This is a genomic window from Shewanella sp. SP2S2-6 (assembly GCF_031931965.1).
Lineage (GTDB): Bacteria > Pseudomonadota > Gammaproteobacteria > Enterobacterales > Shewanellaceae > Shewanella > Shewanella baltica.
This window is the reverse complement of the sequence record NZ_JAUOEQ010000031.1, coordinates 1-12,626: the sequence shown is the minus strand read 5'-3', so window position 1 is coordinate 12,626 and position 12,626 is coordinate 1. Positions and strand designations below refer to the sequence as shown.

Below are 12,626 nucleotides of genomic sequence, written 5' to 3'. Positions count from 1 at the left end.
ACTTAAACCAGTTGTTGATAGTTTAATTGTAACCATTGTAATCCAATGACGGTCGACGCATTATCGATCTCGCCCGCAACCACACTATGATAAGCTTGCTCGCGGCTTAGGACATGCAATCGAATATCTTCGTGCTCTTCAGCTAATCCATGCAATCCTTGAGCGTCGTTCGAATCAACATCGGCCCAATAGAAATAAAAACGTTCTGTGCTGCCACCTGGGCTGGCGAGATAACTATTCACACTGTGCATTTGCTTAGCGACCAAACCGGTTTCTTCCATTAATTCGCGGTGCGCAACGTCCAGAGGCGTTTCTTCGGCTGCAATCATACCCGCGACCAACTCGAGAAGCCAAGGAGATTTAGTGGTTGCTAATGCAGGAAAACGTACCTGTTCGATAAGCACCACTTTATCTTGTCTGGCATCATAGGGTAGAACGACGACGGCATGACCCCGCTCAAACACTTCGCGGGTGACAGGTTTGCTCCAGCCGCCTGCAAACAATTTATGTTTAAAAGTGTATTCGTCCATTGAGAAAAACCCTTGGTATAGGGATTTTTTTTCTAAGATCTCAATATCCGTTTGCGAAAAAACAGGGGGTTTCATACTCTATCCTTAAAAGTTGAATTTGCGCCTATAATCAAGGCAATTTGAGCACATTTTTAAAATAAAATCTGTTACACTTCGAATTTGACTTGAAAGTGTCAGAGTTCTTAGACTCTAGGTCATTAAGTTTTAGCTGTATCGGGAAGCGTCGGGAAGCGCAAACCGCCTTGGTAAAGGCATTACTTAGTCTAAACGAAGTTAAAATATTCCTCCGTGGGGGGATTTTGTCTAATAAGGACAGCAAATGAAATTTAAGATCCATAATTTATGCGCAGCATTAACACTTGCGGCTTCCGCTTCAGCGGTACAAGCAGATGATTTGTTGCAAATTTATCAACAAGCACTGACCAGCGACCCGCTCGTATTACAAGCCCAAGCCCAGCGTAATGGTTTATTTGAGAAAATCGAACAAAACCGTGCTCCGCTATTGCCAACCATTAGTGCAAACGTCGGTTATGACAAAGCTTGGAATGATCCTAAGGATGATTCAAGCGGTCTAGTGGGTAGCCTGAAATTAAATCAAGTGATTTATGATCATAGTGCTTGGGTCGGTTTAAGCCTTGCTGAGAAAGCCGCTTCTCAAGCTGATTCCGCCTATGCTTCAGCATTACAAAACTTGATTACTCGTATCACTACAGCCTATTTCAACGTATTAACGGCGAAAGATAACTACGAGTTCCAAGGTGCAGAAAAACGTGCGATCGAACGCCAACTTGAACAAACTAAACAACGTTTCGCTGTGGGTTTAACCGCCATTACCGATGTGCATGAAGCCCAAGCGCAATATGACTTAGCCTCAGCCACTGAAATTTTAGCTGAAAACACACTCGCTAATAGCTATGAAGCTTTACGTGAAATCACTGGCATCGATCACAAGACAATTAACGTGTTAGATACCAATCGTTTCTCGGCTGTAACGCCAGCGCCAACGTCGTCAAACGAATGGTTAAAGATTGCTGAAACCAATAGTGTCGATTTGATGACTCAACGTATCGGTAAAGATATCGCTCAAGAAACCATTAAGCTTTATCAAGCAGGCCACATGCCTTCTTTAAGCTTGAATGCAGGTTACAACAAAGGTCTTGAGCAAAAAACCGGTAATATCAATGAGCCTGACTTCGATAACGTCAGTGTGGGTGTCAACTTAAGCATTCCGATTTTCGAAGGCTTTAAAGTAAGCTCACAAGTTAATGAAGCACAATTTCAATATGTTGAAGCGAGTGAAAAACTTGAGCAAACTTACCGTGGTGTTGTGAAAAACGTCCGTAATAACTACAACAACGTAGGCGCTTCTATCAGCTCAATCAAGGCCTATGAACAGTCAGTTATTTCATCAGAAAGTGCATTGAAAGCCACTCAAGCGGGTTTCGAAGTGGGAACTCGTACTATCGTTGACGTACTGAACCGTACTCGTGACTTGTACGATTCAAAACGTAAATTATCCGATGCACGTTATAGCTACATCAACTCGGTCATTGCCTTGAAGCAAGCAGCGGGTACATTGAATGAAGATGACGTAATTGCCATCAACAATGGCTTAATTGCAGAGTAATCTCTTACCGTTAGCAGATTTAAAGTTGTTAGATGTAAAAAACCGCCGATAGGCGGTTTTTTTATATTCAAACGTTACATCAACAGATTAGAAGTTAATTTCAACGCCCGCGAAGTAACCTTTAAATTTAGTATCGGCACTCACACCCGAGAAGTTACTCACGTCGAATAAAAACTCACGGTAGCCTACACGTACACGGGTATCGACAGCCAAACCATCGAACTGCCAACCTAAACCAATCGCATAGTCGTGAACGCTTGATTCATTTACGCCCTGCATCAAATCAGCAAAACCGTATAAACCTAAGCCAGGCATGCCCACATGCGTACTGGCATAACCCATTACAATGCCGCTATCGACATCTTTCTCTTCAGGGTGACCAGGATCTTGCACGCGCAGGGAGCCATTCATTAACTTGTAAGCAGCACCGAGATCCAATGACACTATATCGTTATCTAATATTTCGTAATACAGCACGAAATCTGTGTTGCTCAGATCGGTATAAGCAGTCACATTACCTTTAAAATCATGACCATTGAAGTTGAAATCAGCACCAGACATGCTGCCTTTCTGATCTAAGCTATTTTCACGGATTTTAATATTAGGGACAAATGGCAATGGATGCTCAACCGCAATCCAGTAGCTACCTTGAGCCGATGAACTGTAATCAAATGTTTGCTGTGGTTGACCTTTATCGGCAAAAGTACCGCTAGTATCGGCGCGCCAGTAGTCACCGCCAATTGTGAAACCGACCACAGTGGCCGCTTGGGCTGATGTGGCCATGCATAATCCTAATACCGCACTGGCGAGGAGAGTTTTTTTCATAATTAACCTTGAGATAGCAAGTTCGTTAAATCAATCACCGCGGCATTCGCACGGGATACATAGTTAGCCATAACCAATGAATGATTAGCGACTAAGCCAAAACCGCTGCCATTAAGCACAACAGGGCTCCAGACAGTTTGCTGAGTCGCCTCCAGTTCACGAATGATCTGTCTTAGGCTCACTTCAGCATTTTTCTTCTTTAAGACGTCGGCAAAATCAACTTCAACGGCGCGCATAAAGTTCAGCAAGGCCCATGAAGCACCACGACTCTCATAGAAAACATCATCAATTTTCCACCAGCTGGTTTTCACCTGATGGCTTGCCAAGTTAGGCGTGGATTGACGCGCCGCATTATCGCCGGCTAAATCGGTATTTAAACGCTCTTGGCCAACACTGGCCGATAAACGTTGTGACATGCTGCCCAGACGCTTTTGCACTTCTTTCAACCATTCATTGAGGTTGTCGGCGCGGGCATAAAACTGTGCATCTTGATTGTTAGGGTCCATCATGCGAGCACGGTACAGCTTCAGCAATTTAATGGCATCGCGGTATTCGCTTTCGGCACTTGGCACTAACCAGCTAGTGTGATCGATATTGAGCTTAGATTGGGCTTCGCCTAAATCTTTATCCGCTGCAGATTGTGACTGCGAGCGACTAAACTCTTTACGCATAATCAAGGCTAAATCACGGGCTTGCTCCAAAGCACCATATTCAAATGCGGGCATGTTATCCATGAAGATGGAAGGTGGCATCACATCGTTTGATAACCAACCGCCTTGCTTATCCAGCAATGTTTCGACTGTGAGGATAAGCGAAGTGGTGGTTGCGTATCCGACCACATTTTTATCGGTAGCCGTTAATTGTTGAGGATTGATAGGATCGGGCTCGATACTCCACCATACACTCACGCCATAACCGATTAATACTAAAAATAAACCGACACCGGTAACTTTTTTCCATGTAATTTGCATCAAGCGACTCCTTAATGATGGTGATGATGCTCTTGCTCTGCGGCGTTTTCTGCTGCCTTACTCACAGGCAGTGTAATCGCCATTTTCTCGCCATCGTCAAACTCTAATTGCAGTTCAACCTGCTGCTCTAACACCAATGGCGCTTTTAAGCCGAGCAACATGACGTGATCCCCTGACGGCGTTAACGTTAATGCGCCATGGGATGGGATATCAAAACCTTCAACATGGCGCATCTTCACCATGCCTTGGTCTTCGATAATAGTGTGTAATTGGGCATCCTTTGCCACATTAGTACTGACGCCGATAAGACGAACCGCTTTATCTGTGTGGTTTTCAAGCGTAAAGTAAGCGGCAGTATTTGGTACTGTCTCAGGCATGGCGCGTACATGGCCTTCTGTCACTATCACGCTCGCCAACGCTGAAAATGATGCACAAGATAAAACTAGACAATTAAACAACTGTTTGAATATTGGTTTCAATGTCTTAAACTCCATGTCTACCCAATGTCGTCGTAAAGGAAACAACCCATGAGTCATATACAGGTTCAGGATGATCAGGGCGTACGTATTATCAGCTTTAATCGCCCCGATAAACGCAATGCACTTGATCTTAATATGTATAAACAACTGACAGAATACCTGATCGAAGGTGAAGCAGACAACGACATTCGTGCCTTTATGCTCCATGGCCAAGATAATTGCTTCACCTCGGGTAATGATGTTGCAGACTTTTTGAAAAATAGCGACTTAGGGCCAAATCACCCCGCTGTACGTTTCTTATTTTGCCTGTTGGAACTCAAAAAACCATTGGTTGCCGCAGTTTCTGGCGCAGCCGTCGGCATTGGCACAACCGTACTGCTACATTGTGATCTGGTATATGCCGATAACACAGCAAAATTTCAACTACCGTTTGTCAACTTGGCATTGGTGCCAGAAGCGGGTGCTAGCCTACTGTTACCCGAACTCGTGGGTTATCAAAAAGCGGCTGAATTATTGCTACTCGGCGAAAGTTTTAATGCCGAGACGGCCCACAGACTCAATATGATCAACGAAATTGTGGCCCATGAAGACCTACTCAGTTATGCATTGTATCAGGCTAAAAAGTTGGCAAATCAACCGCCACAAGCCCTACAAATCACACGTCAATTAATGCGTCCGCATAAAAATCGTGTACAACACCAAATGCATCAAGAATTAGAACAATTTAGCGCTAGGCTAAAAAGTGATGAAGCCAAGAGCAGATTTCAGGCTTTTTTGAAGAAGTAGTCTGCAAGCAGTATGCACACACATGTCGCATGAGGGTCACAGGCCCTCTTGTTGGTTGCCTTTAAAAATTAATTCAATTTTTCAATCAAGACAAGCCTCAAATATAAGCCATCACTGCAGACTTAAACGGGTCTTTTCCATTGATCAACTAACAAGGCTAAAACAAAGTAAATCAACAAACTCACGCCAGGCATAAATACCGTCGCCCCAGCCCACACCACTCGAGCCCAAAAGCAAGACCACCCAAATTTCCATGCCATACCAGCGGCAACACCACACACTAATCGCTCTGGGCTCTCTATACGTGCTTTTATTCGTTTCATCTAAAACCTCGACTCAATTGATTGTAATTTATTTATCACTATGCCACTGAAACCAGCAAATAATGCCTGAAAACAACGCAAGACTAATTACAGGTAACAGTAGCAAAGTCATTAAAGGTGCTACAAACCACATAAGCAGATCCCCTACTTAGCGCTATATTCATCGGCACTTGCCGACTCACCTTCATTCTCAGCGCTTAAGCCAAGTTGACTGTTGAAGTCATAAATACTTTCAGCGAGTTGTGTTTGCAATGACATCACAAACTCACGCTTAGCACTGACTAACATTTCTTGTGTTTGGGTAGTTAGCGTTTGCTCAATGGTTCCGACAACATCCGATATTGGCGCGGCTTCTGCGTGTACTGCAACGCTACCGACTAACGCACCTAATAACACACTCATTTGTACTGATTTTTTAATGGTTAACGTAAACATGATGGCATCCCTTTCGATTAATTAACTTGACGAAAGGAGTATTACAAACTGCGTGCCAACTTATAAAAATATTTTTAAGATTATGATTTTAATCATTTTAAAAAATTTTATGTGGACAAGATGAGATATAGGGATGGATTGAAAAATAACAAGTGGTGAAAAATACTACTCAAATTAGTAAATTTCACCATCTTTTAAGTCGAGTGGAATTACTCTGTAACTTCAGCCTGAATATTCTGAAAGGCCTGCTTTACCACTTCTATCCCAGCGCCGTTTTTATGGGCATTTTCGCTCAAATAACGACGCCACGCACGGGCACCCGGTAAGCCTTGGAATAACCCTATCATATGGCGAGTAATATGATTAAGTCGCCCACCCGACAGCAAATGTGCTTCGATATAAGGCAACATTGCCTCAATCACATCCTCACGGCTGATCACCGCCTTTTGGCTGCCACATAAAACTTGGTCCACCTGCGCCAGAATATAAGGATTCTGATAGGCCTCACGCCCCATCATCACGCCATCGAGCTGCGCCAAATGGAGTTGCGCTTGCTCAAGTGTGGTGACGCCGCCATTAATACCAATATTGAGCGCGGGATAATCGCGCTTGAGTTGATATACACGATCATAATCGAGCGGCGGGATCTCGCGATTCTCTTTCGGACTCAAGCCTTGAAGCCAAGCCTTACGGGCATGAATAGTAAAATCCGTACACCCTTTTGCACTGACCACATCGATAAACTGGGTTAAAAACGCATAACTGTCTTGTTCGTCAATCCCGATTCGTGTCTTAACAGTCACAGGAATATCAACCACTTGCTTCATGGCATCAACGCACTCAGCCACTAATTCAGGTTCAGCCATCAAACACGCGCCAAAGCGACCATTCTGCACTCGATCGGAAGGACACCCCACATTGAGGTTCACTTCATCGTAGCCACGCTCAGCGGCGAGTTTAGCGCAACGCGCCAAATCGGCAGGATTAGAGCCACCTAACTGCAACGCCAAAGGATGTTCTTCTTGGTTATATGCCAAGTAATCCCCACGACCATGCAATATCGCCCCAGTCGTCACCATTTCCGTATACAACAATGCATTAGCCGACATCAAACGCGCAAAATAACGGTAATGACGATCCGTCCAATCCAGCATGGGCGCAATGGAAAAGGTTCTATCGAGGGTTTTAGGCGCTAAACCTTGGTGTTGCTGGGTTTTATCTAAATTCATTACAATCCGAAAAGTTAATATTTTTGCTAATTTTTGTACGTTTTTGCATGTTTTGCATTGCTCGGGGAACCTATAGTGATCCACAATGGATTGGACTGAGGGGTTCGGGGAACCAAAAAACATGGCATCTTATAGCATTCAAAAACGCGAAAAAGCCGACGGCACTGTACGGCATCGCTGCCTAGTTCGTGTAAAGAAAAACGGCAAAATATTATACACGGAGCAACGTACCTTTACCAAATATGCCGCTGCCGAGGCATGGGGTAAAGATCGGGTGATTGATATTGAGTCAAACGGGTTTGCGACTGAGGATACGGCTTCTATTACATTGGGCAGCATCATCAGCAAAGCCCTGACAGATGAAAACATCGACAACAGCATTGGTCGTTCGAAGCGCTTTTGTTTACGGCTGTTATCGGATTGCGATATTGCTAAATTGAATCTGACTGATATTAAGCCGCACCACATCATCGATCACTGTAAATTGCGACGCAGCGCAGGCACAGGGCCATCTACTATTGCAGTTGATGTAAGCGTGATCCGATGGCTGCTACGAATCGCTAAATCAAATTTTGGGCATGAGGTTTCACAAATTTCGGTTATTGAGGCTTACGATGCACTGTATAGTCAAGACTTGATCGCTAAATCTGGGAAGCGTTCTCGCCGGCCGACTACGGATGAGATTGAGAGGTTAAAAGTTGGATTAGCTGCAAGAGCAGATCAACGAGCTGCGCATATTCCTTATATTGATTTGCTCGATTTCTCGATACTGAGTTGCATGCGTATTGGTGAGGTATGCCGGATAACATGGGACGATGTAGATGAGGCACAAAAGGCCGTAATCGTTCGGGACCGCAAAGACCCACGTAAAAAAGCAGGCAACCACATGTTGGTGCCTATGTTGGGTGGGGCGTGGGAGATACTGCAAAAGCAGCCGAGGAATGATGCGCGGGTTTTCCCCTACAACGAGCGCAGTGTTACTGCAGGGTTTCAGCGGGTGCGCAACGAATTGGGAATTGAAGATTTACGCTATCACGATCTAAGGCGTGAAGGTGCCAGCCGGCTATTTGAGAAGGGCTATAGCATTGATGAAGTGGCGCAAGTGACAGGACATAGGAACATTAATACACTATGGCAAGTGTATACCGAGTTATTCCCTAAGCGATTGCATGATAAGGATGTTTAAACCTCTATCTCCACAAATGGCAAGTCGGGTGCCGTCCCTAGCACCCTGCCATCTTGTACGTAGATGTGATCACCAACCGTTCCCGAGCCAATGGCGCGGATAGTGTGGCCGCTGGCACTGCTGGCGGTGACCGTTCCATCGGCGTTTACTGCAGCTACAGTCATGATCATCCGTGGCAGTACTAACGCTGTTTGAAGTTGTTTAAGCATGGTGCCTCGCTGGCTGTTAGCAGGGTTACGCGATTGAGCGGATCACTGTAATGGATTGTTCGATATCGATATCACCGCGATCACTGACGCTGGCGCGGATGCTCCAACTGTCACACGTTCCTTTAAAGACTTCGGCACCTTCACGAATACCAATTAACATGCCAGGCGTTGCGGGTGGCAAATCAACCATGACGGGCAAGGATAGCGTGACGTTCAGCTTGTCGCCTGTATCTGCCAGCGCATTGGTGCCAGCGATGCGCGCCGCTTGGTTATCTACGATCAACTGAGCGCTAATATCAGCAGCAGGAATATTGCCCGCGCTGCCGGTGCGTTTCACCTTGGCGCTAATCCCCTGTTGTTCACCACGCAGCCACACTACATCACACAAAGGATTGCGGGAGACTGATTCGCTGTAATTGGTGATCACAGCATCGTGCACTGTTAGGTCCGGTACCGCTGTTGCCATTTCCCACGGCACGGTTGGCCAGCGTGGAATGATAGTCAATTTACGGGTGGCATCATCCGCTAAGATCATGCAGCCCAATTGGCTCGCTGCTTCATTAATCGCGTCGATCGGTGACTTGTTACCCACACTGAACGCGCCTGCAGGGACGCTAAAATCTGGTATCCCGCTTAGCTCTGCAGTCCAGCCTGTGTTTTGCAACAGATCACCAATAATACCGCCAAGGCTGCGCAATACAGTGTTGGTGTAGCTGATAGGCAAAAGGTAAGGCGATGACAGCTCTGCGGCGCGTGATCGGCCTGTGCTGCTGTGGGTTTCAATACCAAAGGCTTTGCTGGCGCTTGGCTGCTCGGTAATGGCATAAAACTCATAACCGTTGATGGTGATCAGCAATAGTTCATTGTGAGCACGCTGCGCATCGATACGGCTTGAGAACTCAAGGCTAACCGACCTCGCCCACTGTCCACGGCTTTGGCTAATGCTCACACTGGTGATCACAATCGGTAAACTATCTGATACTCGCACGCATGTGATCGTTGGCTGCATTAAGTAGTACCTGCGGATTTGTGGTTCAATCGGGATTTTAAAATCGATATTGGGTAACGGCGGATTGGCATCAATGAGGCCGCCGCCATCGTCCCAGTAGCACACGTTCGGTGAGGCAGTAAATCTAAGCTGTGTTGGGCTGGTTGAGTTAATCCAAGGCTCACTAAAGCGCAGCGTGACCTTACCCACTGGCGGTACGTATTTACTGGAACATACCCAACGCGCCGCATGGGGAGCCCATGTCACAACCTTGTTATCACCTTGGCTTTGAATGTCGGTATAACTAAGCGCTATCTCAGTCGCTAGTTGCTCGCCGACATGCAGTTTAACGCTAATTTGCTGGCTCTTGGCGGCGGCTTGTGACCACTGCATTTCAAGCATTGTCTGCTGCGGCTCTGGCACTATCCAATTGCTTATGGCTTGCTGACAATGGGCCTCTGGTACTAACCAATTCATATTGAGTTGAAAAGGTACCAGCGTATTCCATTGCCAGTTAACAGCAAATATTTCGCCAGCTAATGGCGGCGTATTCCATACCATTACAATTTGCTGTTTTAAGCTAAAAAAGCTATCCCATGCAAACACTGCATTGGCAGCATGTGATTGACTGCGCTGGCTTAGTGTAAGTTGCTGCTCGATAATTTCACTTGTTTTGAAAATCACCCCGCAAGCCATTCCAATGGTTCCTACACGTATAGGATCTGGCTGCTCTGGGACCTGTTCATCACCAAACCGCAAAGTTATCGGTGATGTAGCATTGAGCCAAGATGTATTAAATCTTAACTGTATCGGTTTGGTTATGCGTACAGTTGTTGAAACTTCAACTTTACTCTGTACAGATAAACTAAATCCCTGCAAATAATTTTCATAAACATTGATAGTTAAATTAGACGTAACTGCAATGACTCGATCTGCAGAAAACTGAAAATCTACAGCTTCACCGTTTGGCGGGAAATAAGCCCCTTGAGGAAACTTGAAATCAATCAATTGGGATCACCCTGTCAAAGACTAAGGCATTAAGTGCGGAACTATCCTCAGCCAAACAAACCACATAATGTTCATCTGGATATGCAGTTTCAATGAGGTAGTCACCCGAACTATCAGAAGTGGTTGAACCAACGAGCAAACCACTACTGCGGAGATATGCTCTAATATCGGTGATGATACCGGTACCATTCTCACCAATCACTTGACCAGATATTTTCTTTAGTGACACAGACCTGAATTGGTACGTGTTGGATGGTGTTAGCTGTTTGCCAAAATTGCCATTTCCGACTAATGCTTGACCAGATGCAGAGGTCGAGTCCATGATAAAAAACTGAAGATAACTGCCTGCATCAGTACCCGCAGTGCAAACCAGTTCAATATTACCTCTCGAAAATTTGATCGCGAGGTCGGTCTTATTTAAATTGCTGTTACCGTATTGCGACCAACTGATAAATAGAATTGCAGCATCTGCCGTTTTATACCACTTGGCATTGTACGATTTACTATCAACATTGGGGCTCTTACAGTTAATAACAAATGAAGGGTTGATCGTGGCGCGTGATGTATAGGCACGAGGTACACTGACTTGACTGGGTGCAACGGCTATTATAGCACGACCAGACGATGAGACAGAGCCCGGTGGTTCGTCAACATAAATACCGATTGATCCCTCAGTTGATTGCATTATTTTGGATGATAGCCCATCTATTGCTGTTGGAAACCCTATATCTATTTCCGTTGCAGCATCATCAGCCTGAACCAAGCCGGGTAAAGTGGCAGTATCACTGAGGCCAAGCTCAGTAGCCCATGCGCTGTATGCGAGCAATGCATTAGCGTGTAATGGTGTTATTTCAACAATGTCATTGAAAATTTGCTTGCCAGTTTTAGGGTCGATAATCATAGTGACACCCTAGTGTCTGCACTTAATAACGTAAACGTACCTGTTGCACTGTATACCAAATCATTAATTTGCTGAGACAAGTGAAACGTTGTGCCCCCCCAATAGCTAATATATTTGACAGTAGAACCAGCAGTGACGGTAAATTGCACATCATTCACTAATGAAATAGCACCATTGCTTGGGGCAGAGAAAACGCAATCTTGGCGTGGCGAACTCAATTCATTATCAACACCATTAGCACCTGGCTCACCACTGTGAATAGCAATTTTATCGATAGCGATAGCACCAAGAAGGATGTTTTTTGTAGCAACGCTTATTACCGTATTCATGCCGTTAATATCCAATTTCAATATCATTACTATTGACAAGTGGCAGACGTACACCATCTGCAACCACTGCATTGAATGTTTCATTATCATCAATCATTAGCACGATCACGCCATTGATAGCATAGCTTTTGCGAACCAAGTGCCTAACTATTACACCCGGCTTGATACCACCTTGCCAGATCAATTTCATAGTCACTCGGTCTAAAATGGCATATCGCTCAGCAGCAACATCGGCATCCAGTTCAAACAACCCGACAAGGTAATTCGAACGCTCAATGATTGGTTTAGCAATAAAATCACTCATACCAATCACCTGTTGAAATCCACAAATTACCTGCACCAACATGATTAATAGGCATATGATAGAATGCCACACCATTTACAGTTCGAATCAGTGGTAATAGTGAATCACAATACCCAGTGAATGAGGATTGAAGCATCCCGGGCAGATAACCTCTAAATGCAGGATGGAGATTACTGTTACACATGTTTTGACCAGTAGAGTCCAAAAATGTAGAAGAGTTGGATGCAGGGTTGATAGAACTGGCCTGAATTTTGGCGGGTGTAAATAGCATTGCCAAACCATCGCTAGGTAATGCGGTAATTCTGGTGGTCTGGAACGTATCAGATGAAAGAGATATCACCATCTGTTTTGGATTATCAGTACCGTCAGTTTGGTGCATTTTAGCAACGTTTGTGCCGTTACTTATATACCCAATCCCGTAAGACCAATCTGGCGTGGTTGAATCGAGCGCATCCACATAAGACGGATACGAATATGTGATAAAGCGGTTAAAATC

15 protein-coding genes and 1 pseudogene are annotated in these 12,626 nt (G+C 45.0%); 3 read left to right on the top strand and 13 right to left on the bottom strand.

Features of this window, described 5'->3' with window-relative positions:
* Positions 1 to 2: 2 nt before the first annotated feature.
* Positions 3 to 605 carry an ADP-ribose diphosphatase gene (gene nudF, locus Q4Q57_RS17340; RefSeq protein WP_220592034.1) on the bottom strand — a complete coding sequence of 201 codons (603 nt, stop codon included), beginning with the start codon at positions 603 to 605 and terminating at the stop codon, positions 3 to 5.
* 244 nt (positions 606 to 849) lie between these two features.
* On the opposite strand from nudF, the gene tolC reads away from it, so the two are divergent.
* A complete protein-coding gene (gene tolC, locus Q4Q57_RS17335; RefSeq protein ID WP_006083027.1) occupies positions 850 to 2,157 on the top strand; it encodes an outer membrane channel protein TolC in 1,308 nt (435 codons plus the stop codon).
* An 87-nt stretch (positions 2,158 to 2,244) separates the two neighbouring features.
* Here tolC and Q4Q57_RS17330 read toward each other — a convergent pair whose 3' ends face one another.
* From Q4Q57_RS17330 to Q4Q57_RS17320, 3 genes are read right to left on the bottom strand one after another with little or no spacing between them, the layout of a single operon-like run.
* Positions 2,245 to 2,982 (bottom strand): TIGR04219 family outer membrane beta-barrel protein, encoded by a 738-nt coding sequence (locus Q4Q57_RS17330; RefSeq protein WP_006083028.1) that lies wholly within the window; start codon positions 2,980 to 2,982, stop codon positions 2,245 to 2,247.
* Between the two features lie 2 nt (positions 2,983 to 2,984).
* On the bottom strand, positions 2,985 to 3,953 hold the full coding sequence (locus Q4Q57_RS17325; protein WP_106649489.1) for a DUF2333 family protein: 969 nt from the start codon (positions 3,951 to 3,953) through the stop codon (positions 2,985 to 2,987).
* Positions 3,954 to 3,964: 11 nt separating this feature from the next.
* Complete coding sequence (locus tag Q4Q57_RS17320) at positions 3,965 to 4,447, bottom strand: copper chaperone PCu(A)C (RefSeq protein WP_220592032.1); 483 nt, start codon at positions 4,445 to 4,447, stop codon at positions 3,965 to 3,967.
* 33 nt (positions 4,448 to 4,480) lie between these two features.
* On the opposite strand from Q4Q57_RS17320, the gene Q4Q57_RS17315 reads away from it, so the two are divergent.
* Complete coding sequence (locus Q4Q57_RS17315; protein WP_311891523.1) at positions 4,481 to 5,218, top strand: enoyl-CoA hydratase; 738 nt, start codon at positions 4,481 to 4,483, stop codon at positions 5,216 to 5,218.
* A 122-nt stretch (positions 5,219 to 5,340) separates the two neighbouring features.
* Here Q4Q57_RS17315 and Q4Q57_RS17310 read toward each other — a convergent pair whose 3' ends face one another.
* From Q4Q57_RS17310 to dusA, 3 genes are all read right to left on the bottom strand, one after another.
* The gene (locus Q4Q57_RS17310) at positions 5,341 to 5,541 is read right to left on the bottom strand and encodes a PspC domain-containing protein (RefSeq protein WP_311891522.1); all 201 of its coding nucleotides are present in this window, start codon (positions 5,539 to 5,541) and stop codon (positions 5,341 to 5,343) included.
* Between the two features lie 144 nt (positions 5,542 to 5,685).
* Positions 5,686 to 5,976 (bottom strand): hypothetical protein, encoded by a 291-nt coding sequence (locus tag Q4Q57_RS17305; protein WP_006086053.1) that lies wholly within the window; start codon positions 5,974 to 5,976, stop codon positions 5,686 to 5,688.
* A 209-nt stretch (positions 5,977 to 6,185) separates the two neighbouring features.
* The gene (gene dusA / locus Q4Q57_RS17300; RefSeq protein WP_311891521.1) at positions 6,186 to 7,205 is read right to left on the bottom strand and encodes a tRNA dihydrouridine(20/20a) synthase DusA; all 1,020 of its coding nucleotides are present in this window, start codon (positions 7,203 to 7,205) and stop codon (positions 6,186 to 6,188) included.
* Positions 7,206 to 7,326: 121 nt separating this feature from the next.
* On the opposite strand from dusA, the gene Q4Q57_RS17295 reads away from it, so the two are divergent.
* On the top strand, positions 7,327 to 8,391 hold the full coding sequence (locus tag Q4Q57_RS17295; RefSeq protein WP_311891520.1) for a site-specific integrase: 1,065 nt from the start codon (positions 7,327 to 7,329) through the stop codon (positions 8,389 to 8,391).
* On the opposite strand, the gene Q4Q57_RS17290 is transcribed toward Q4Q57_RS17295, so the two are convergent.
* The 6 genes and pseudogenes from Q4Q57_RS17290 to Q4Q57_RS17265 form a co-directional block, all read right to left on the bottom strand.
* On the bottom strand, positions 8,388 to 8,600 hold the full coding sequence (locus Q4Q57_RS17290; protein WP_011847761.1) for a hypothetical protein: 213 nt from the start codon (positions 8,598 to 8,600) through the stop codon (positions 8,388 to 8,390). The genes Q4Q57_RS17295 and Q4Q57_RS17290 overlap by 4 nt on opposite strands.
* 25 nt (positions 8,601 to 8,625) lie before the next feature.
* Positions 8,626 to 10,596 (bottom strand): hypothetical protein, encoded by a 1,971-nt coding sequence (locus Q4Q57_RS17285; protein WP_311891519.1) that lies wholly within the window; start codon positions 10,594 to 10,596, stop codon positions 8,626 to 8,628.
* Complete coding sequence (locus Q4Q57_RS17280) at positions 10,589 to 11,497, bottom strand: hypothetical protein (RefSeq protein ID WP_311891518.1); 909 nt, start codon at positions 11,495 to 11,497, stop codon at positions 10,589 to 10,591. The genes Q4Q57_RS17285 and Q4Q57_RS17280 overlap by 8 nt, the downstream gene beginning before the upstream one ends.
* Positions 11,494 to 11,826, bottom strand: a complete 333-nt coding sequence (locus Q4Q57_RS17275; protein WP_311891517.1) for a hypothetical protein — start codon at positions 11,824 to 11,826, stop codon at positions 11,494 to 11,496. Before Q4Q57_RS17275 ends, Q4Q57_RS17280 begins: the two co-directional genes overlap by 4 nt.
* 4 nt (positions 11,827 to 11,830) lie before the next feature.
* On the bottom strand, positions 11,831 to 12,130 hold the full coding sequence (locus tag Q4Q57_RS17270; RefSeq protein ID WP_012089172.1) for a hypothetical protein: 300 nt from the start codon (positions 12,128 to 12,130) through the stop codon (positions 11,831 to 11,833).
* Positions 12,123 to 12,626, bottom strand: a pseudogene (locus Q4Q57_RS17265) (hypothetical protein); the annotation flags it as partial. The gene Q4Q57_RS17270 and the pseudogene Q4Q57_RS17265, both read right to left, overlap by 8 nt.